The sequence below is a fragment of the Massilia eburnea genome (assembly GCF_050709955.1).
Classification (GTDB): domain Bacteria; phylum Pseudomonadota; class Gammaproteobacteria; order Burkholderiales; family Burkholderiaceae_D; genus Rugamonas; species Rugamonas eburnea_A.
In genome coordinates this window covers 174,403-193,608 of the sequence record NZ_JBNZFX010000001.1, presented here as the reverse complement: position 1 = coordinate 193,608, position 19,206 = coordinate 174,403, and the positions used below count along the sequence as shown (strand labels likewise).

The 19,206-nt window shown below is 63.5% G+C and carries 18 protein-coding genes and 2 pseudogenes; 6 read left to right on the top strand and 14 right to left on the bottom strand.

From position 1 onward, the window contains the following. Nucleotides 1-24: 24 nt before the first annotated feature. The 6 genes from ACQ4MM_RS00975 to ACQ4MM_RS00950 all read left to right on the top strand — a co-directional run bounded on the left by ACQ4MM_RS00975 (nucleotide 25) and on the right by ACQ4MM_RS00950 (nucleotide 9,748). The gene (locus ACQ4MM_RS00975) at nucleotides 25-1,941 is read left to right on the top strand and encodes a prolyl oligopeptidase family serine peptidase (RefSeq protein ID WP_431475599.1); all 1,917 of its coding nucleotides are present in this window, start codon (nucleotides 25-27) and stop codon (nucleotides 1,939-1,941) included. Beyond that, entirely contained in the window at nucleotides 1,938-6,101 is a 4,164-nt protein-coding gene (locus ACQ4MM_RS00970; protein WP_431475598.1) for a DEAD/DEAH box helicase, read from the top strand. Before ACQ4MM_RS00975 ends, ACQ4MM_RS00970 begins: the two co-directional genes overlap by 4 nt. 11 nt (nucleotides 6,102-6,112) lie before the next feature. Further along, the gene (locus tag ACQ4MM_RS00965; RefSeq protein WP_431475597.1) at nucleotides 6,113-6,994 is read left to right on the top strand and encodes a DUF2785 domain-containing protein; all 882 of its coding nucleotides are present in this window, start codon (nucleotides 6,113-6,115) and stop codon (nucleotides 6,992-6,994) included. Then, complete coding sequence (locus ACQ4MM_RS00960) at nucleotides 6,991-7,416, top strand: hypothetical protein (protein ID WP_431475596.1); 426 nt, start codon at nucleotides 6,991-6,993, stop codon at nucleotides 7,414-7,416. Before ACQ4MM_RS00965 ends, ACQ4MM_RS00960 begins: the two co-directional genes overlap by 4 nt. A gap of 35 nt (nucleotides 7,417-7,451) precedes the next feature. After that, entirely contained in the window at nucleotides 7,452-9,374 is a 1,923-nt protein-coding gene (locus ACQ4MM_RS00955) for a DUF885 domain-containing protein (protein ID WP_431475595.1), read from the top strand. Between the two features lie 71 nt (nucleotides 9,375-9,445). After that, a complete protein-coding gene (locus tag ACQ4MM_RS00950) occupies nucleotides 9,446-9,748 on the top strand; it encodes a hypothetical protein (RefSeq protein WP_431475594.1) in 303 nt (100 codons plus the stop codon). Here the strand turns inward: ACQ4MM_RS00950 and tatC are convergent. The 14 genes and pseudogenes from tatC to hisG form a co-directional block, all read right to left on the bottom strand. Next, a complete protein-coding gene (tatC, locus tag ACQ4MM_RS00945) occupies nucleotides 9,745-10,503 on the bottom strand; it encodes a twin-arginine translocase subunit TatC (protein WP_431475593.1) in 759 nt (252 codons plus the stop codon). The two genes, ACQ4MM_RS00950 and tatC, sit on opposite strands and share 4 nt — an antisense overlap. Beyond that, nucleotides 10,504-11,001 (bottom strand): Sec-independent protein translocase protein TatB, encoded by a 498-nt coding sequence (gene tatB / locus ACQ4MM_RS00940; protein ID WP_431475592.1) that lies wholly within the window; start codon nucleotides 10,999-11,001, stop codon nucleotides 10,504-10,506. It lies immediately after the preceding gene. A gap of 6 nt (nucleotides 11,002-11,007) precedes the next feature. Next, nucleotides 11,008-11,244, bottom strand: a complete 237-nt coding sequence (gene tatA, locus ACQ4MM_RS00935; RefSeq protein ID WP_055938955.1) for a Sec-independent protein translocase subunit TatA — start codon at nucleotides 11,242-11,244, stop codon at nucleotides 11,008-11,010. 73 nt (nucleotides 11,245-11,317) lie between these two features. Beyond that, a complete protein-coding gene (locus ACQ4MM_RS00930) occupies nucleotides 11,318-11,692 on the bottom strand; it encodes a histidine triad nucleotide-binding protein (protein WP_431475591.1) in 375 nt (124 codons plus the stop codon). A 2-nt stretch (nucleotides 11,693-11,694) separates the two neighbouring features. After that, a pseudogene (locus ACQ4MM_RS00925) lies at nucleotides 11,695-12,025 on the bottom strand (phosphoribosyl-ATP diphosphatase). Then, the gene (gene hisI, locus ACQ4MM_RS00920; RefSeq protein ID WP_431475590.1) at nucleotides 12,022-12,447 is read right to left on the bottom strand and encodes a phosphoribosyl-AMP cyclohydrolase; all 426 of its coding nucleotides are present in this window, start codon (nucleotides 12,445-12,447) and stop codon (nucleotides 12,022-12,024) included. Before hisI ends, ACQ4MM_RS00925 begins: the two are co-directional and overlap by 4 nt. Nucleotides 12,448-12,464: 17 nt before the next feature. Beyond that, nucleotides 12,465-13,226: an imidazole glycerol phosphate synthase subunit HisF gene (hisF, locus tag ACQ4MM_RS00915; RefSeq protein ID WP_431475589.1), complete on the bottom strand. Its 762-nt coding sequence runs from the start codon at nucleotides 13,224-13,226 to the stop codon at nucleotides 12,465-12,467. A gap of 5 nt (nucleotides 13,227-13,231) precedes the next feature. Next, complete coding sequence (gene hisA / locus ACQ4MM_RS00910) at nucleotides 13,232-13,996, bottom strand: 1-(5-phosphoribosyl)-5-[(5-phosphoribosylamino)methylideneamino]imidazole-4-carboxamide isomerase (protein ID WP_431475588.1); 765 nt, start codon at nucleotides 13,994-13,996, stop codon at nucleotides 13,232-13,234. Nucleotides 13,997-14,012: 16 nt separating this feature from the next. Next, nucleotides 14,013-14,655: pseudogene (gene hisH, locus ACQ4MM_RS00905) on the bottom strand (imidazole glycerol phosphate synthase subunit HisH). A 20-nt stretch (nucleotides 14,656-14,675) separates the two neighbouring features. Further along, nucleotides 14,676-15,266, bottom strand: a complete 591-nt coding sequence (gene hisB, locus ACQ4MM_RS00900) for an imidazoleglycerol-phosphate dehydratase HisB (RefSeq protein ID WP_057265675.1) — start codon at nucleotides 15,264-15,266, stop codon at nucleotides 14,676-14,678. Nucleotides 15,267-15,287: 21 nt separating this feature from the next. Next, the gene (gene hisC / locus ACQ4MM_RS00895) at nucleotides 15,288-16,394 is read right to left on the bottom strand and encodes a histidinol-phosphate transaminase (protein WP_431475587.1); all 1,107 of its coding nucleotides are present in this window, start codon (nucleotides 16,392-16,394) and stop codon (nucleotides 15,288-15,290) included. Beyond that, the gene (locus ACQ4MM_RS00890; RefSeq protein ID WP_431475586.1) at nucleotides 16,394-17,254 is read right to left on the bottom strand and encodes a DNA-methyltransferase; all 861 of its coding nucleotides are present in this window, start codon (nucleotides 17,252-17,254) and stop codon (nucleotides 16,394-16,396) included. Before ACQ4MM_RS00890 ends, hisC begins: the two co-directional genes overlap by 1 nt. Further along, nucleotides 17,251-18,558 carry a histidinol dehydrogenase gene (gene hisD, locus ACQ4MM_RS00885; protein WP_431475585.1) on the bottom strand — a complete coding sequence of 436 codons (1,308 nt, stop codon included), beginning with the start codon at nucleotides 18,556-18,558 and terminating at the stop codon, nucleotides 17,251-17,253. The genes ACQ4MM_RS00890 and hisD overlap by 4 nt, the downstream gene beginning before the upstream one ends. Next, complete coding sequence (gene hisG, locus ACQ4MM_RS00880) at nucleotides 18,555-19,205, bottom strand: ATP phosphoribosyltransferase (protein WP_431475584.1); 651 nt, start codon at nucleotides 19,203-19,205, stop codon at nucleotides 18,555-18,557. Before hisG ends, hisD begins: the two co-directional genes overlap by 4 nt. Between the last annotated feature and the right edge of the window lies 1 nt (nucleotide 19,206).

Sequence of the window (19,206 nt, the reverse complement as noted above, 5' to 3'; positions counted from 1 at the left end):
GTTTTTACGCGTTTCGGAGTGCCCATGACATCCACCTCCATCGCGCCTTTTGGCGCCTGGCCATCACCGATCAGCGCCGAGATGGTTGCTGCGGGCGCAACGCCGCTGTCTTCGGTCGTGCTGGACGGGGCGGACATCTACTGGCTGGCCGGACGCTCGGCCGAAGCGGGTCGAACCACCCTGATGCGCCGGCCCGGGCCTGCCGCCGCCGCCGAAGTGACGCCGATGCCCTTCAACGTCCGCAGTCGCGTCCATGAATATGGCGGCGGCGCCTATGCCGTTGCCGGCGGCGTGGTGGTGTTCTCGCATCATGCAGACAACCGCCTGTACCGCCTGGCGCCGGACGGCGCAGCGCAGGCATTCAGCTCGCCGGGCCGCCAGCGCTTCGCCGATTTCGTCTTTGACCGCACCCATGCGCGGCTGATTGCGGTACGGGAGCAGCACCCGGATGAAGAGGGCTCGCATGCGCAGCCGGTGAATACGATTTGCGCGGTGGGCTTCGATGGCGGCGAGCGCGTGCTCGTGATGGGAAATGACTTTTATTCTTCGCCACGGCTATCGCCGGATGGGCGCCGCCTGGCCTGGCTGTCGTGGGACCACCCACGCATGCCATGGCAAGGCAGCGAGCTGTGGCTAGCCGATGTGGAGGCCGATGGCCGGCTCGGCACGCCTTCGCGCGTGGCCGGGGGGCCGCAGGAATCGGTCTGTCAGCCCGAATGGTCGCCTGCGGGCAGCTTGCACTTCGTTTCAGACCGCAGCGGCTGGTGGAACCTGTACTGCCTGCGCGAAGCTGCGGGCGGCATGGCCAGCGCGGTCGAGGCCCTGTGCCCGATGGCGGCGGAATTTGCAACCCCGCACTGGACCTTCGGCAATTCGCTCTACGGCTTCGAGGCAGGCGGCGCGATCGTATGCAGCTATATTGAACAAGGCGTCAGCAAGCTGGCACGCCTGCGGCCCGGCAGCACCGTTCTGGAGCCGATCGCCACGCCATACCAGGAATTCCGCGAACTGCGCGTGGGCGCCGGCTATGTAGTGGTGCTGGCAGGCAGCCCGGCCATCGCGACCGAGATCGCCAGCATCGACCTGGCGACCGGCCAGCGCGAAGTACTTGAGCGCTCAATCGCTGCATTGCCGGCGCCAGGCTACCTGTCCGTCCCGGAAAGCATCAGCTACCCAAGCGCTAACGGCCGCACGGCGTATGCCTTCTTCTATCCACCCGCCAACCAGGACGTGCGCGCACCGGAAGGCGAAAAACCGCCGGTGATCGTGATCAGTCACGGCGGCCCGACCGGGATGGCGGCCAGCACCCTTAACCTGAAAACCCAGTTCTGGACCAGCCGTGGTTTCGGCGTGCTGGACGTGAACTATGGCGGCAGCACCGGCTTCGGCCGCGCCTTCCGCGATGCGCTGAAGGGCCAATGGGGCATCGTCGACGTTGAAGACTGCATCGCCGGCGCGCGCCACCTGCTTGCGCAAGGCCTGGCGGACGGTGAACGCCTGATCATCCGCGGCAGCAGCGCTGGCGGACTGACGACGCTGTGCGCACTGACCTTCCACGATGTATTCAAGCTGGGCGCCAGCTATTACGGCGTATCCGACCTGAAGGGGCTGGACGACGATTCGCACAAATTCGAATCGCATTACAACGAATACCTGATCGCTCCCAAGGCGCAGGCCGAGACCGTGTATGCCGAGCGCTCCCCGATCAACCATACCGATCGCCTGTCGCGCCCGATGATTTTCTTCCAGGGCCTGGACGACAAGGTGGTGCCGCCGCAGCAGTCCGAGGCCATGGTGAATGCACTGCGCAAGCGCGGCATCCCGGTAACGTATGTTGAACTGGAAGGCGAAGGCCACGGCTTCCGCAAGGCCGACAGCATCGTGCGCACGCTGCAGGCGGAGCTGGACTTTTACCAACGCATGTTTGGCTTGCGCGGATGAGCGACACCCTGCTGGCGGAATTCGAGGCCCTCGAACAGCCTGAAAAGGCCATCCTGGCGTTGCTGGCGCTGGTGGGCGACCCGGTCGGCCGCACCGCCATCCTCGATCACATTGTCGCTGCCGGCATCCGCGATGCAAACGAGCAGCCTTTCAATACGCTGACGCTGGACGACCCGCTGCTCAAGCTGGAACGCCTGGCCTTCACTACCGCCGTGATGGGCCGTGGCTATGTCTGCAACGCCCGCCTGCGCTGGCCCGCCATTCGCTCCGTCATCGGCGCCCACCTGCTGGACGATATCTGCAAGGCCTACGAGTCGCTCAACCCGATGCGCCAGAACTGGAACGGCGCCTACGAGCCGCGCAGCTACCGCCACGGCGTGGCGCGCCTGCGCATGGCCATGCTGCGCGGCCGCCCACCGCAGGACGTCATGCCGCTGCTGGCCGCATGCATGGTGTGCTACGAGGCGGCGCAACTGCACCCGATTGTCGACATCTTCACGCGCCCCTTCGAAGCGGGCATGCTGCTCCTGGTGCATCCATCCCTGCAGGACGATGTGCTGATGCTGCTGGTCCAGCACACCCAGCGCGAGCCCGGACTGGCACCGCTGGTGCGCGGTTATGCGGAGCGCCATGTGCAGCGCCGCCAGGCTGCCGAACAGCAGGTCAGCCCCGCATTGCGGCTGGCGATGGCGGAACATGCCATCCTGTGCGGCAGGCTGGCCGACGCCACGCGTTACCTGGAAGGCATGGAGGGCGCTCTGGTGCAATGCTTTTCCAGCGCGGTGCTGCTGCTGCGCGGCGACGTGGCAGCTGCGATCAGTGGCTTTGAAGCTGCACTGAAATCGATCCGCCGCGAGTCCGGCAAGCGCAAGCACCTGTTCCAGGGCATCGCCGGCCACCTGTACATCGTGGCGTTGCTGCGCAGCGGCGATGCCAAGCACCTGAAATCGGCAGAGAGCTACCTCGATGTAGCGGTGCATGCCCAGCACAATGCCGACAGCGCGGTCTACCAGCAACTGAGCATGCTGCGCCAGATCCGCGCCGGCACCATGCAGGCCGACCTGGTGATCCAGCGCGCCTGGGAGACGCCACTGCAGGCGCAAATGTTCCAATGCATGCTGTATTACTGGCTCGCGTTGCCGCAATTGAAGCAGCGCCGCGCAGAACTGCAGGATCTGGCGCAGGCAGCCGACGCAGCGGGCTTCATGCTGCTGGCAGCCGGTGCGGAAAGCTTGCTGGGTCATCTTGGCGACGAGGCGGCAGCGAGGCGCGCGGCGGCCTTGCGCGAGCGGCTTGGCTTTGGCGACATGGCCATCTGGTTCGAGCGGCAGGAAGCGTGGCAGCGCCAGTTGGCCGCCCTGATCAACCTGCAGCAGGGCGGCGCCGAGACCGGCGGCGAAATGCGCCTGGTCTGGGCGATCAGCTACGGCGAACGGCAGGGCATTGCGGAAATAGAACCGCGTGAACAGAAGCGCGATACGCGCGGCGCCTGGGGCAAGGCACGCCCGGTAGCGCTCAAGCGCCTGCGCGACGATGCGGCGCAGATGGAGTTCCTGACGCCGCAGGACATGCGCGTCGCCAGCGCCATCATGCCGTCGCGCCAGGCCTATTCTTCCGGCCTGCGCTACGACATCGACATTGAACAGGCGGTACTGGCCCTGGTCGGCCACCCACTGGTGTTCTGGACGGATGCACCGGATACCCGCGTCGAACTGCTGGCAGGCGCGCCTGAACTGCTGATCCGCACACACCAAGGCCAGTTGCACCTTGCACTGCATCCCGCCATCGACAACCTGAACGCCAATCTGATCGTGGTGCGCGAAGCGCCGAACCGCCTGCGCGTGGTCAGCGTGCAGGACGAACATCGCCGCATCGCAGCCATCGTCGGCGATGGGCTGACGGTGCCGGAGCATGCAAAGGACCAGGTGCTGAAAGCGATTGGCACCGTGTCGTCGATGGTAACGGTGCAGTCCGATATCGGCGGCGGCGCGGCCAACACCGAGCAGTGCGATGCCGACCCGCGCCTGCACATCCACCTGCTGCCTTACCAGCAAGGCCTGAAGATGCAGATCCAGGTACGTCCACTGCGCGATGCGGGGCCTTATTACGCGCCAGGCGCCGGCGCCGAGAACGTCATTGCAGACGTCAACGGCCGCTCGGTGCAGGCGCGCCGCAGCCTGGCCGGCGAGCGCGATGCGCAGCGCCAGCTGGTGCTTAAGTGCGAAGTGCTGCAACAGGCCACCGAGGAGCACGGCGAATGGCTGCTGGGCGAGCCCGCGCTTTGCCTGCAGTTGCTGGCCGAGCTGCAGGAGCAGGGCGCCGACAAAGTGGTGCTGGCGTGGCCGGAGGGTGAGACCTTCCGTCTCACCAAACAGGTACACAGCAAGCAGCTACGCCTGAACATCAAGAGCAAGAAGGACTGGTTCGCCGCCAGCGGCCAATTGGTGGTCGACGAAGACCGCGTGCTGGACCTGCGCTCGCTGCTGGACATGATCCGAGCCAGCAAGAGCCGCTTCATCGCGCTGGGCGACAAGGAATTCCTCGCGTTGTCGGAGGAGCTGCACCGGCGCCTGTCCGAACTGGCCAGCTACGGCGAAGACGACGACGCCGGCATGAAGGTACACCGCCTGGCGGCCTTCGTGCTGGAAGAACTGGCCAACGACGTGGGCATGGTGGAGGCGGACGCCATGTGGCGCGAGCACCTGCAGCGCATCGCAGCCAGCGCCAGCTACACGCCACAGCTGCCAAGCACCCTGCAGGCCGAGTTGCGCGACTACCAGCTGGCCGGCTTCGAATGGCTGGCCCGTCTCGCGCATTGGGGCGTGGGAGCCTGCCTGGCCGACGACATGGGCCTGGGCAAAACCCTGCAGGCCCTGGCCCTGGTCCTGCTGCGCGCACCGCAAGGTCCGACCCTGGTGGTAGCCCCGACGTCGGTCTGCCTGAACTGGGCCAGCGAGGCGGCGCGCTTTGCGCCGACGCTGAATGTGAAGATGTATGCCACCGGCGACCGCGACGAGATCGTCGGCAATGCCGGCCCGTTCGACCTGGTGATCACCAGCTACGGCCTGCTGCAACTGGAATCCGAGCGCTTCACCAAGCCGAAGTGGCACACCATCGTGCTGGACGAAGCGCAGAACATCAAGAATGCAGCGACCAAGCGCTCGCAGGCCGTCATGGCGCTGAAGGGCGACTTCAAGATGATCGCGACCGGCACGCCGCTGGAAAACCACCTGGGCGAGCTGTGGAACCTGTTTCGCTTCATCAATCCCGGCCTGCTGGGCAGCCACGAGCAGTTCAACCTGCGCTTTGCCGGTCCGATCGAGCGCCAGCAGGACCACCGTGCGGAAGTCGGCGCGCGCAATCGGCTGCGCCGCCTGATCGGGCCATTCATCCTGCGCCGGACCAAGGCGCAAGTGCTGACCGAACTCCCGGCGCGCACCGAGATCGTGCTGGAAGTCGACCTGTCGCCGGAAGAAACCGCACTGTACGAATCGCTGCGCCGCGAAGCGCTGGAAAACCTGGCTTCCATCGAGGGTCCGGCGGACCGGAAGTCGATGCAGATCCTGGCGGAGATCATGAAGCTGCGCCGCGCCTGCTGCAATCCGAACCTGGTTGCGCCTACGCTGCGGCTGGAGTCGAGCAAGCTGGCGGCTTTCGCGCAGCTGCTTGAGGGCTTGCTGGAGAATCGCCACAAGGTGCTGGTTTTCAGCCAGTTCGTCGATCACCTGTCCTTGATCCGTGCCCACCTGGATCGCAATGGCATCCAGTATCAATACCTCGATGGCAGCACGCCGATGGCCGCGCGCAAGCAGTCGGTGGACGCTTTCCAGGCCGGCGAGGGCGACGTGTTCCTGATCAGCCTTAAAGCCGGCGGCGTCGGTATCAACCTGACCGCAGCGGACTACGTAATCCATATGGACCCCTGGTGGAACCCCGCCGTGGAAGACCAGGCCTCCGACCGCGCCCACCGCATGGGGCAACAGCGGCCGGTCACCATCTACCGCCTGGTGGCGCGCAATACCATCGAGGAAGGGATCGTCGAGCTGCATGGCCATAAGCGCGAACTGGCCGACAGCCTGCTCGATGGCAGTGATACCGCCGCGCGCATGACTGCCGAAGACATGCTGGTGATGCTGAACGAAGGCTTGCGCCGCTTCTGATAGGAGACGCTATGCAACTGACATCATTTGCCGTCCGCGCAGCGACTGCCGCGGCGCTGGCGACCACCTGCCTGGCCGGCGTGGCCTGCCCCGCTGCCGAGCTGCGTGCAGCCAAAGCTGCGAAATGGCAGGGCGACGACAGCGCCGGCCGCCAGGTGTTGGCACTGCAGGCGCTGTCCTGCCTGTCATCGCCCAATCCTGTCGAACGCGACGAACTGGCCTTCGAAGGCCTGCAAGCCTGGATGCGTGCAGGCCAGCTGGATGCCGCCACGCTGCAGGAGCTGCGCAGCCGCCTGACTGCGCAGCTTCGGGCGCCCGACCCGCTAGGCTTCGCGCGTCCCTTTGCCGCACTGGTGCTGGCAGACGTAGCGCGAGTGGACCGCGTCAAGCCTTACCTCTCCACCGAACAGCGCTCGCAGCTGGTCGGCACCGCGACGGATTACCTGCGCGCTGTCAGCGACTACCGCGGCTTCGACGAGAAGCAGGGCTGGCGTCACGGCGTGGCGCACGCCGCCGACATCATGCTGCAGCTCTCGCTGAATCCGGCTCTCGGCCGCGCCGAGCACGAGCAAATGCTGGCCGCCATTGCCAGCCAGGTTGCGCCGCCTGGCGAGCAGTTCTACCTGTATGGCGAAGGCGAACGCCTGATGGCGCCCATCTTTTACCTGTCGCGCGCCAAAACGCTGGCGTGCAGCGATTGGGACGACTGGTTTGCCCGCCTGTCTGCAACCACAGCGCCCGCCGGAACGCAACAAGCGGCACTGGCCCGCAAGCACAACCTGAAAGGCTTCCTGCAGCCGCTATACATCAACATCAGCGAAAGCAAGGATGAAGCACAACGCAACTGTCTCAAGCCGCTGCTGCTGCGCACATTGAAGCAGGCGGCCGAATGAACGCGCAACAAGCACTGGCCTTTGTCGAACAGCACGGGGTCGTGCTGGCATCGGCGCGCGGCAAAGTCCCGACGCTGACGGAGGCCATCATCGGCGCCCCGATCAAGGGCAGCTGGTGGGGCCACCCTGAAGGCACGCGCATTTTCGCAGTGCTGGGCGAAGTGCAGGAACACGACGACATCCTGGTCTGCCGCCTGCTGGCGGGAAAACTGACGCTGGTCCATCGCCGCCTGTGGCCCGCCGTGGCAGCCTTGGCGAGCGAACTGCCGGCCGGCGCGCTGGCGCGGGTGCGGCAGGTGCACACCGCATCGGGCAAGCACGTCAACCAGGAAGTCCCTTTTCCACAATGGCTGCCGCCCGAAGCGGCTGCGCAAGCCAAGGGTCTTGACCCGGTCCGGGCGCGGCAGGCACTCGGCTTGTGATACTCTCCCACGCTGCACTAGCAAGAGGTTGAAATATGATGAAGACCAAAATCGCCCTCGCCGCGATGATGTTGAGCCTGGCCCTGTCGCCGGTCGACGCCGCGACGAAGAGCAAGAAATCCAATGCGCCGGCCAAGACTGCCGTCAGCAAGAAGTCCAGCAGCAAAAGCAAAACCAGCAAGTCGTCGTCCAAATCCACCAAGGGCGGCAAGTCCGGCGGCAAGAACGCCAGCAAATCCAGGGCGGACAAGGCCAAACCGGCGGTCGCCAGCAAGCCGCTGCCGGCCGAACGCCGCCAGGACAAGGCTTTCGACAGCCAGGCCAACCAGTTCCTCGGCGCGCTGTGGCGCGTCGATCCGGAGACCGCCATCTCGGTCGGCAAGTACGACACTGCCGCCCAACTGAGCGTTCCCGACCAGGCTAACCGCGACCAGCAGCTTGCCTTCATCAATGAATGGCTGGAAAAATTCGGCAAGATCGACGCCAGGCAGCTTTCGCCGAAACAGCGCAGCGACCTTGGCCTGCTGCAGAACAAGCTGAATTCGGACCGCTGGTACCTGACGACCTTCCGCGAGTGGGAATGGAACCCGGCCATCTACAACATCGCCGGCCCGATCGATTTCGTGCTGAACACCGAATACGCGGCCAGGCCGCAGCGTTTGCGCACCCTGCTGCGCCGCATCGGCAGCGTGCCGGCGTATTACGACGCCGCGCGCGACAACATCAAGAACCCGACCCGCGAGCACGTGAAGCTGGCCATCGACCAGGCGCCGGGCGTGCTCGCAGTATTGTCCGACCTGGACAAGCAGGCGCAGGATTCGATCCTGAACGCCAATGAAAAGAACCTGTACACGCAGCGCATTGCAGCAGCAAAACTGGCCGTGGAGGCTTATGCCGCCTGGCTCGCTGAACTGGACAAGTCGCTGGCCGTCAGCGGCGCGCGCTCTTTCCGCATCGGGAAGGAAATGTACGAAGCGAAGTTCGGCTACGACATCCAGTCCGGCAGCAATGCCGAACAGACTTACCAGAAGGCGCTGGCGACCCGCGAGCAGCTGCTGTCGAACATGGACCGCATCTCGGACGACTTGTGGCCGAAGTACCTGGCCGATAAAGCCAAGCCGTCCGACCGCTTCGCCAAGATCGGCATGATGATCGACAAGCTGTCGTCCAACCATGTGCCGCGCGAGGAATTTTTCGCTGAGATCCGCCGCCAGATCCCCGTGCTGCAGGATTGGGTAGTGAAGAACGACCTGCTGACGCTCGATCCGAACAAGCCGCTGGTGGTGCGTGAGACGCCTGCCTACCAGCGCGGCGTGGCCGGTGCCAGCATCGAGGCTCCGGGCCCGTACCGTCCGCAGGACCGCACCTACTACAACGTGACGCCGCTGGACGACGCCGCGCCGGAGCAGGCCGAATCCACCCTGCGCGAGTACAACCACTGGATCCTGCAGATCCTGAACATGCACGAAGCGATCCCCGGCCACTATGCGCAGCTGGTGTACGCCAACAAGTCGCCGTCGATCGTGAAGTCGATTTTCGGCAACGGCGCCATGGTGGAGGGCTGGGCGGTGTACAGCGAGCGCATGATGCTCGAATCAGGCTACGGCAACAACGATCCTGAAATGTGGCTGATGTACTCGAAATGGAACCTGCGCAGCGTGACCAACACCATCCTCGACTACAGCGTGCACGTGCAGGGCATGACGGAGCCGGAAGCGATCGACCTGCTGACGCGCCAGGCGTTCCAGACCGCCGCCGAAGCGAAAGAGAAGTGGCGCCGTGCGCAGCTCACCTCGGTCCAGCTCACCAGCTACTTCTCCGGCTACTCTGAAATCATGGAACTGCGCGAACAGCGCCGCGCCGCGCTGGGCAGCAAGTTCTCGCTCAAGGAATTCCACGAAGACTTCCTGAGCTACGGCAGCGCACCTGTGCGCGTGATCAAAGAGCTGATGCAGTAATCGGCTTAGGCTGCTCCCATGCCCCGCGCACGCTGCGGGGCGCTTCTGCTACCCTGAAGAAGGGAGTGGCCATGACCATGCCAATTCAGTTTGATACGGCTCAATACGTCAAAACGCTGCTTGATGCAGGAATACCGCGCCAGCAAGCTGATGCGCACGCTGACGCGCTAAGGCTCGCGCTGAGCCAACCCGTGGCAAATGACTCCGACTTGGCCATCCATCGTGCTGAACTGCATGCGATGTTTGCGGAGCATGAGGCAAAGATGATCCGGCTGTTTGACGAGCGGCTCAGCGCAAAGCTTCGGCCCATCTATATCTGGCTCGGCATCCTGACGGTGATGCAAGCCATCACCATGACCAAGCTGTTCCTTTAATCCGCTTTTTCTTCGGGCGCCGTGGTGGCCTTGACGAACATCGGCGACAGGATCACGCCGATCTCAAACAGCAGCCACATCGGGATAGCCAGCGAGAACTGGCTGACGACATCGGGCGGGGTCACAATGGCGGCGATCACGAAGGCGCCCACGATCACATAGCCGCGCCACTCCCTCAGCTTGGCCACAGATACCAGGCCCATGCGCACCAGCACCACCACCACCACCGGCACTTCGAACGCGCAGCCGAAGGCCAGGCACATCGACATCACGAAGTCGAGGTAGTTCTCGATATCCGGCATCACCGCAATCGAAGCCGGCGACACCTGGTTGATGAAGGCGAATACCTTGCCGAACACCAGGAAATAGCAGAACGCCACGCCCGCCATGAACAGCGACGAGGAAGCGATCACCAGCGGCGCCACCAGGCGCTTTTCATGCTGGTACAAGCCAGGCGCCACGAAGGCCCACATCTGGTACAGCACCCACGGCAGCGACAGGATGAAGCCGAACAGCAGCGTCACCTTCATCGGCACCAGGAAGGGCGAGATGACGCTGGTGGCGATCATCTTCGAGCCAACCGGCATGGCGGCGATCATCGGCGCTGCGATCAGGTCATAGATCCTGGAAGGGCCGATGCCGAAACCGAGCAGCGCCGTCACCACCGCGATGCCGATGCTGGCCTTGACCAGGCGATCGCGCAGCTCAACCAAATGGCTGATGAAGGTCTCTTCGACGGGTTCTTGTTGACTCATTTAGAAAAACGATGCGTTTTTGCGGCTGCCGGGGCGGTGGAGCTTCATGCGCGCCGCGCCGGAGATGACGTGGGTGCGGACGCCGGCCTGCTGCTTGTACCACAGCGGCACGGCCGAACTGCGCACCACGCGCTTGCGACGGAAATCCTTGGCCTTGCGGGCCATGTCTTCGCTGGTCGGGGTGTACAGGTCCAGTGCCGGCGTGGACGCAGGCTGGTCGCGCAGCGCCGCCTCCACTTCAGCCATATCCTTGCCGATGGAATTTTCCATCTCGTCCTTGAAGGTGCTGGCGGCTTCTTCGGCCTGCTTGCGCAGGTTCTTCAGCTCGTCCAGTTCCATCTCGCGCGAGACTTCGGATTTGACGTCGTTCAGGTAGCGCTGGGCGCGACCGTACAGCGTCCCGGCCATGCGTGCCACTTTTGGCAGCTTCTCAGGACCGATGACGACCAGGGCCACTACCCCGATGACGGCGATTTTGGTAAGACCGAGGTCGATCATTGCTGATTACTGCTTGGTCTTTTCCTTGGCTTCGACTTCAATGGTGCCCTTGTCGGTCACCTGGGCTGGCGGAGGAGCTGGCTGCGCCGGCTTCTCTTCCTCGTCCGAACCCTTGACGCCATCCTTGAAGCCCTTGACGGCCTTGCCCAGGTCGGAGCCGATATTGCCCAGTTTCTTGGTGCCGAATACCAGCATGACGACGACCAGCACGATCAGCCAATGCCAAATGCTCATAGAACCCATTACAAAACCCCTAAAAAAATCATTCGTTGGGACAGTATACGCGAAGCGCAGCTGTCATGTGCTTGTCACAATTTCAAGTCCGCATGCCGCGCCATGGGCGCGGGCCGCCGTACAGGTGCATATGCAGGTGGTACACCTCCTGGCCGCCATCCGGACCGCTGTTGATCAGGGTCTTGTAGCCGCGGGTCGGCGTGCCATCCGCCTCGTAGGCAACGGCAATCTCATGCTGCTCAGCCAGTTGCGGCACCAGCGCCAGCATCTTGCCCAACAGGGCCGTGTGCTCCGGCTTGCAGTCGGACAAGGTCGACAGGTGCAGTTTCGGGATGATCAGCAAGTGTACCGGCGCGGCCGGGTGGATGTCCTTAAACACCATCAAGTCATCGTCTTCATGCACCACTGCCGACGGAATCTGTTTAGCTGCAATCTTGCAGAACAGGCAATTTTCCACAATTATTCCTTACGCGATGCTTTTTCTTCCAGGCCGGACAAGCCTTCGCGGCGTGCCAGCTCATCAAGTACCTGCTGCGGCGACAAATCGAATTGCGCCAGCAGCACCAGCGAATGGAACCACAGGTCAGCGCATTCGTACAGCACTTTCGACGCATCGCCGCTGACGCGGGCGTCTTTCGCCGCCATCACGGTCTCGGTGGCTTCCTCGCCGATCTTTTTCAGGATCGCGTCGTCGCCCTTGGCAAACAGCTTGGCGACATAGGGAGGACGCGGGGTCGGCGCCCTTGCGCGATTCGATGGTGGCCGCGACGCGGTCCAGTACATTGCTCATTTCTTCTCTTCCGCGTAAATCTCGGCCGGGTCTTTCAGCACCGGCTCGGTGTTCTGCCAGTCGCCATTGTCGAACTTGTTGAAGAAGCAGGAGTGGCGCCCGGTATGGCAGGCGATATCGCCTGCCTGCTCGATCTTCAGCAGCACCACGTCTTCGTCGCAATCAAGGCGGATTTCCAGCACCTTCTGCACGTGGCCGGACTCTTCGCCCTTGTGCCACAGCTTCTTGCGCGAGCGGCTCCAGTAGACGGCCTCGCCCAGCTCCACGGTTTTGAAGAGCGCATCCCGGTTCATCCACGCGAACATCAGCACATCGTTGCTGCCGGCTTCCTGTGCGATGACAGGCACCAGGCCATGTTCGTCCCACTTCACCTTGTTCAGCCATTTGGCTTTGGCGACATTCGCTGCAATTGCGGTAGCCATTGTGTGTTCCCCGAAGTTTAAGAAAGACGCATGGGAATCCCCTGCGCCGCCATGAATTGCTTGGCTTCCTGCACGGTGTGCTGGCCGTAGTGGAAGATGCTGGCCGCCAGCACCGCATCGGCATGGCCCAGCTTGACGCCGTCGGCCAGGTCTTGCAGGCCGCCCACGCCGCCGGACGCGATCACCGGGATGCTGACCGCATCGCTCACGGCGCGCGTCAGGCCGAGGTCGAAACCGGACTTGGTGCCGTCGCGGTCCATGCTGGTCAGCAGCAGTTCACCGGCGCCCAGCTCGGCCATCTTGCACGCCCATTCGACCGCATCGAGGCCCGTGGCGTTGCGGCCGCCGTGGGTGAACACTTCCCACTTGCCTGGCGCCACGTTCTTGGCGTCGATCGCCACCACGATACACTGGCTGCCGTGCTTCTGCGACGCTTCGTATACCAATTGCGGGTTGGTCACGGCGGAGGTGTTCATGCTGACCTTGTCGGCGCCGGCGTTCAGCAGGCGGCGCACATCGGACACCTGGCGCACGCCGCCGCCCACGGTCAGCGGGATGAACACTTGCGATGCCACCGCTTCGATGATGTGCAGGATCAGGTCGCGGTTATCGCTCGACGCGGTAATGTCGAGGAAGGTCAGTTCGTCCGCACCCTGCTCGTCGTAGCGGCGGGCGATTTCCACCGGGTCGCCGGCGTCGCGCAGCTCGGTGAAGTTGACCCCTTTCACGACGCGGCCATCGGTCACGTCGAGGCAGGGGATGATGCGTTTAGCCAGCATATTGTCTACTCTGAAAGTTCGTCGGCACGTTCCTGGGCCGCCGCCAGGTCCAGTGTGCCTTCATAGATCGAACGGCCGCAGATCACGCCTTCGATGCCTTCTTCCTGCACGGCGCACAGGGCTTCCACATCGCTGAGGTTGTGCAGCCCGCCGGAAGCGATGACCGGGATGCGCACCGCTTGCGCCAGGCGCACGGTGGCTTCGATGTTCACGCCGCCCATCATGCCGTCGCGGCCGATGTCGGTGTAGATGATCGATTCAACGCCGTAGCCCTCGAACTTCTGCGCCAGGTCGATCACTTCGTGGCCGGACAGCTTGCTCCAGCCGTCGGTCGCCACCTTGCCGTCCTTGGCGTCCAGGCCGACGATGATGTGGCCCGGGAAGGCGCCGCAGGCATCCTGCAAGAAGCCGGGACTCTTCACCGCCGCAGTGCCGATGATGATGTAGCTGATGCCGTCGTCCAGATAGCGCTCGATGGTGTCGAGGTCGCGGATACCGCCGCCCAGTTGCACCGGGATTTCGGGCAAGTCGAATTCCTCGGCGTAGTCTTGCACGGCTTTGAGGATCGACTTCACCGCGCCTTCGTTCTTCGGCTTGCCGGCAAAGGCGCCGTTCAGGTCCACCAGGTGCAGGCGGCGCGCGCCTTGCTCCAGCCAGTGGCGCGCCATCTTGCCCGGGTCGTCGGAAAAGACGGTTGCAAGTTCCATATCGCCCTGTTTCAGGCGAACGCAGTGACCATCCTTGAGGTCGATAGCAGGAATGAGCAGCATGATGTTGTTCTTGAGGTTAGGGATTCCAGTGGATGAAATTTTTGTACAGTTGCAGGCCGGTGGCGGCACTCTTTTCAGGGTGGAACTGTGTGGCAAAAATATTGTCGCGGGCGACAGCGCAGCAGAATGGCTGGCCGTACACGGTCTCGCCGACGTTCTGCGCATCGATCTCCGGCTGCGCGAAGTAGCTGTGCACGAAGTAGAACCAGGCATTGTCCGGAATGCCGTCCCACATGGCGTGCGGCATGCGCTGGCGTACCTGGTTCCAGCCCATTTGCGGCACTTTGAAGCGCGAACCGTCTTCCTGCAGCTGGCCCTCGAGCTGGAAGCGCACCACCTTGCCGGGCAACAGGCCCAGGCCCGGCGTGCTGCCGTTTTCCTTCGCTGGCGTCAAACAGCATCTGCTCGCCTACGCACACACCCATCATGGGCTTGGAGGCGGCAGCGCGCATCAACGCTTCCTGCACGCCCGACTCACGCAGGCTGCCCATGCAGTCGCGCATGGCGCCCTGGCCGGGCAGCACGATGCGCTCGGCGGCATCGATGGCGGCGGGATCGCCGGAAATCATCACGTCGGCTTCGGGCGCGACTGCGCGCAATGCCTGCGCTACGGAGCGCAGGTTGCCCATGCCGTAATCGACTACTACGATTTTTTTCATGTCAGTCAGCCGTAGTGTCGTTACAGGCTTCCTTTGGTGGACGGGATGGCGCCAGCAGCGCGCGGATCAAGTTCGCTGGCCATGCGCAGGGCGCGGCCGAAAGCCTTGAACACGGTTTCGCACTGGTGGTGCGCATTGGTGCCGCGCAGGTTGTCGATGTGCAGCGTGACGCCAGCATGGTTGACGAAGCCGCGGAAGAATTCCAGCGTCAGGTCGACGTCGAACGCGCCGATCATCGCGCGGGTGAATGGGATATGGTATTCGATGCCCGGGCGGCCGGAAAAGTCGATCACGACGCGCGACAGCGCTTCATCCAGCGGCACATAGGCGTGGCCGTAGCGGCGGATGCCCTTCTTGTCGCCAATCGCCTTGGCGATCGCCATGCCGAGCGTGATGCCGACGTCTTCCACCGTGTGGTGGTTGTCGATGTGGGTGTCGCCGGTGGCTTCGATATCGAGGTCGATCAGCCCATGGCGGGCGATCTGGTCCAGCATATGGTCGAGGAAAGGCACGCCCGTGTTCAGCTTCTGGGCGCCGGTGCCATCGAGGTTGATGGCGACACGGACCTGGGTCTCGCTGGTGTTGCGAGTGATTTCTGCGGTGCGGTTCATGAAAAGCTCTTGGTTTTCGCTTCAGGACGCCAGGGCGGCTTTCAGGCCGTCCAGCATGATTGCGTTTTCCTCGGGCGTACTGACGGTGATGCGCAGGCAGTTGGCCAGTACATTGTGCATTCTACCCACATTTTTAATCAATACCTTGCGCTCGAGCAGTTTGGCATGAACCTGCGCGGAGTCGGGTACGCGAATGAGGATAAAGTTTGCCGCCGATGGGAAAACGTTGACACCCGGCAAGTTAGCCAATGCGGCCGACAGCTCGCTGCGCTGTTGGCGCAACAGGGCGGCTTGCTGATTCAGGACCTCGAGGTGGTCGAGGCAGAATTCGGCAGCGGCCTGGGTCAGGACATTGACGTTGTAGGGTGGGCGGATCTTGTCGAATTGTTCCAGCAGGGCTGGCGCGCACGACATATAGCCGAGGCGGATACCCGCCAGGCCAAGTTTCGACAGTGTACGCATGACGATCAGGTTGGGGAATTCCGGCAGGCGGCCCATGAAGCTTTGTTGCGCAAATGGTTCATATGCTTCATCGACCACGCACAGGCCCTTGTCGCCCAACGCCTGGATGATTTGCTCGATATCGCCGGCATCGAACAGGTTGCCGGTCGGGTTGTTCGGGTAGGCCAGGAACACCAGCGCCGGCTGCTGCTGCTCGATCGCCGCCAGCATGGCGGGCAAGTCGAGCGTCAGGTCGGCCTTCAGCGGCACGCCGGCGAAATCCATGCCGGCCACCATCGCCGAGCGCTGGAACATCACGAAGGATGGCGCCGGCGCCATCATCACGGCGCGGCGCCCTTCCGCCGGCTGCAAGGCGCAGGCTTGCGCCATGATCGCGATCAGCTCGTCCGAGCCGTTGCCCAGCATGACGTCGTAGCCGGCGGGCACGCCCAGCTTGGCGCGGATGCGCTGCTTGATGGTTTCGTAGCTGGCCACCGGGTAGCGGTTCAGCGCGACGCCGGCAATGCGGTTGGCCAGGTCATGATGCAGGTGGCTCGGCAGCACATAGGGATTCTCCATCGCATCCAGCTTGATAAATCCGCTGGCATCCGGCACATGGTAGATGTGGTCGGAACGCACATCCTGGCGGATCGTATTGGCGATAAGGCTGTCGAGGGACATCTGCATTACTCCTGTTCTAATGCCTCGTTCGGGACAGGCGCCGCTTTCGGCCTGCGCCCCCTGCGTGGCGGAGGTGTCTGACCCTGCGGGTCAGACAACGGTTTACCGGTTTCGGCAAGCGCATCGAGACGCTTCCGAGCTATGTCGCAATACTCGGGATTCAATTCAAAGCCCACGAAATCCCGCCCGCAGCGGCGCGCGGCAACAGCGGTGGTCCCGCTGCCCATGAACAAGTCCATCACCACGCCGTCCGGCGGGCAGCTGGCCTTGACCATGCGTTCGATGATTTCCAGCGGCTTTTGCGTCGGGTGGTCGACCCGTTCCGCATGTTCCCGGTGCAGGCGCGATACGCTCCACAGGTCCTTGGGGTTGTAGCCCACTTCCAGCCATTTCGCGCCGACGAAAATCGAACGCGAACGGGCTTTCTTGGTTTCGGCGTCGTACGCGATACGCACGGCGTCGAGGTCAAAGTAATAGTCTTTGCGGCGCACGAAGAAACCGATGGTGTCGTGCACCGACGAAAAACTGCGGGTACTGCCGCCCATGGAAGGCACGCGGCGGTCCCAGATAATTTCATTCATCATCGTCATGCGCTTTTTCAGCATGACGAAGATCTCCGGCGAGTAGCGCCAGGTCAGGAAGATGTACAGGCTGCCGTTCGGCTTCAGCTTCGGCAGCGCGGCGTCGATCCATGCTTCCGTCCACGCCAGGTAGTCTTCCATCGTCTGCTGGTCGGACGCATTGCCGTAATCCTTGCCCAGGTTGTAGGGTGGATCGGTCAGGATCAAGTCGATCGAACCATCCGGCACGCGGGCCAGCCCGGCCATCGCGTCCTCACAGTAGACCTGGTTCTTCCAGTCGGTCATTTCAGGCGTAACTCCGCGCTGCGGGCGTGGGCTTGCAGACCTTCGCCGTAAGCCAGTTCCGCCGCGACCTTGCCCAGCGTCTGGGCGCCGGCTTCGCTGACGTGGATCACAGAGGAGCGCTTCTGGAAATCGTACACACCCAGCGGCGACGAGAAGCGCGCGGTGCGCGAAGTGGGCAGCACGTGGTTCGGGCCGCAGCAATAGTCGCCCAGCGATTCGGACGAGAAGCGGCCCAGGAACATGGCGCCGGCGTGGCGGATCTGGTCGGCCCACTGCTGCGGGTTCTCGGCCGAGATCTCCAGGTGTTCGGCGGCGATGCTGTTGGCGATGGCGCAGGCTTCTGCCATGTCGCGCACTTTCACCAGCGCGCCGCGGTCGCGCAGCGAGGTTTCGATGACGGCCTTGCGCGGCATGCTTGGCAGCAGTCTGGCGATGCTGGCCTCGACTTTCGCGATGTACCCGGCGTCAGGGCACAGCAGGATGGCTTGCGCCAGTTCGTCGTGTTCGGCTTGCGAGAACAGGTCCATCGCCACCCAGTCGGGGTCGGTGCTGCCGTCGCAGATCACCAGGATCTCGGATGGGCCGGCAATCATGTCGATGCCGACGGTGCCGAACACGCGGCGCTTGGCCGCTGCCACGTAGGCATTGCCCGGGCCGACGATCTTGTCGACCGGCTGGATGGTTTCGGTGCCGTGCGCCAGCGCAGCCACGGCTTGCGCGCCGCCGATGCCGATCACGCGGGTGACGCCGGCAATCGCGGCGGCGGCCAACACCATCTGGTTCTTCACACCGTCCGGGGTTGGCACCACCATGATGATTTCTTCCACGCCCGCCACTTTCGCCGGCACCGCGTTCATCAGCACCGACGAAGGGTAGGCAGCCTTGCCGCCAGGGACGTAGATGCCAACGCGGTCCAGTGGCGTAATGCGCTGGCCGAGGATGGTGCCGTCGGCTTCGGTGTAGGTGAAGCCTTGCAGCTCTTGCTTCTGGCGCTCGTGGAAGGCGCGGATGCGGTCGGCGGCGGTTTGCAGCGCATTGCGTTGCGCGGCCGGCAGGGCGGCCAGTGCCGCCTCCAGCGCCGGCTGGCCGATGTCGAAATCGGCCATGCTGGCGGCGCTCATGCGATCGAAGCGGTTGGTGTATTCCAGCACGGCTTCGTCGCCGCGTGCGCGCACGTCGGCGATAATCTTTGCAACAGCGCTTTCGATCGCGTCGTCGGTTTCTGCTTCAAAGGCCAGCAGCGCGTCGAGCGTTTCCTGGAAATCGTCTTGCGTGGAATCGAGTTTGCGGATCATGGGCATCATTTGGCACCGGCAGCGCTGGCGCGTTCAAAAGCTTCGATAATCGGTTGCAGGCGGGCGCGCTTCATCTTCAGCGCAGCCTGGTTCACCACCAGGCGCGACGAGATTTCCATGATCTCTTCCACTTCCACCAGGTTGTTGGCGCGCAGCGTGCTGCCGGTGGAAACCACGTCGACAATCGCATCGGACAGGCCGACCAGCGGCGCCAGCTCCATCGAGCCATACAGCTTGATCAGGTCGACGTGCACGCCCTTCTTGCCAAAGTGCTCGCGCGCAATCGAAGTGAACTTGGTGGCCACGCGCAGGCGCGCGCCCTGGCGCACAGCCGTTTCATAATCGAAGCCGGCACGCGTCGCCACCGACATGCGGCATTTGGCGATGTGCAGGTCGACCGGCTGGTACAGGCCTTCGCCGCCGTGTTCCAGCAGCACGTCCTTGCCCGCCACGCCGAAATCCGCCGCGCCATGCTGCACATAGGTCGGCACGTCGGATGCGCGCACGATCAGTACGCGAATGCCAGGGTCCGAAGTAGGCAGGATCAGCTTGCGGGAGGTTTCCGGATTTTCGGTGACGGTGATACCGGCCGCTTCCAGCAGCGGCAGCGTGTCTTCGAAGATCCGGCCTTTCGACAGGGCGAGGATAAGGTCCATG

Coding starts and splice junctions, on each gene's coding strand:
- ACQ4MM_RS00975 (WP_431475599.1), top strand. CDS start 25: ATGACATCCACCTCCATCGCGCCTTTTGGCGCCTGGCCATCACCGATC.
- ACQ4MM_RS00970 (WP_431475598.1), top strand. CDS start 1,938: ATGAGCGACACCCTGCTGGCGGAATTCGAGGCCCTCGAACAGCCTGAA.
- ACQ4MM_RS00965 (WP_431475597.1), top strand. CDS start 6,113: ATGCAACTGACATCATTTGCCGTCCGCGCAGCGACTGCCGCGGCGCTG.
- ACQ4MM_RS00960 (WP_431475596.1), top strand. CDS start 6,991: ATGAACGCGCAACAAGCACTGGCCTTTGTCGAACAGCACGGGGTCGTG.
- ACQ4MM_RS00955 (WP_431475595.1), top strand. CDS start 7,452: ATGATGAAGACCAAAATCGCCCTCGCCGCGATGATGTTGAGCCTGGCC.
- ACQ4MM_RS00950 (WP_431475594.1), top strand. CDS start 9,446: ATGACCATGCCAATTCAGTTTGATACGGCTCAATACGTCAAAACGCTG.
- tatC (WP_431475593.1), bottom strand. CDS start 10,503: ATGAGTCAACAAGAACCCGTCGAAGAGACCTTCATCAGCCATTTGGTT.
- tatB (WP_431475592.1), bottom strand. CDS start 11,001: ATGATCGACCTCGGTCTTACCAAAATCGCCGTCATCGGGGTAGTGGCC.
- tatA (WP_055938955.1), bottom strand. CDS start 11,244: ATGGGTTCTATGAGCATTTGGCATTGGCTGATCGTGCTGGTCGTCGTC.
- hisI (WP_431475590.1), bottom strand. CDS start 12,447: ATGGCTACCGCAATTGCAGCGAATGTCGCCAAAGCCAAATGGCTGAAC.
- hisF (WP_431475589.1), bottom strand. CDS start 13,226: ATGCTGGCTAAACGCATCATCCCCTGCCTCGACGTGACCGATGGCCGC.
- hisA (WP_431475588.1), bottom strand. CDS start 13,996: ATGCTGCTCATTCCTGCTATCGACCTCAAGGATGGTCACTGCGTTCGC.
- hisB (WP_057265675.1), bottom strand. CDS start 15,266: ATGAACCGCACCGCAGAAATCACTCGCAACACCAGCGAGACCCAGGTC.
- hisC (WP_431475587.1), bottom strand. CDS start 16,394: ATGCAGATGTCCCTCGACAGCCTTATCGCCAATACGATCCGCCAGGAT.
- ACQ4MM_RS00890 (WP_431475586.1), bottom strand. CDS start 17,254: ATGACCGACTGGAAGAACCAGGTCTACTGTGAGGACGCGATGGCCGGG.
- hisD (WP_431475585.1), bottom strand. CDS start 18,558: ATGATGCCCATGATCCGCAAACTCGATTCCACGCAAGACGATTTCCAG.
- hisG (WP_431475584.1), bottom strand. CDS start 19,205: ATGGACCTTATCCTCGCCCTGTCGAAAGGCCGGATCTTCGAAGACACG.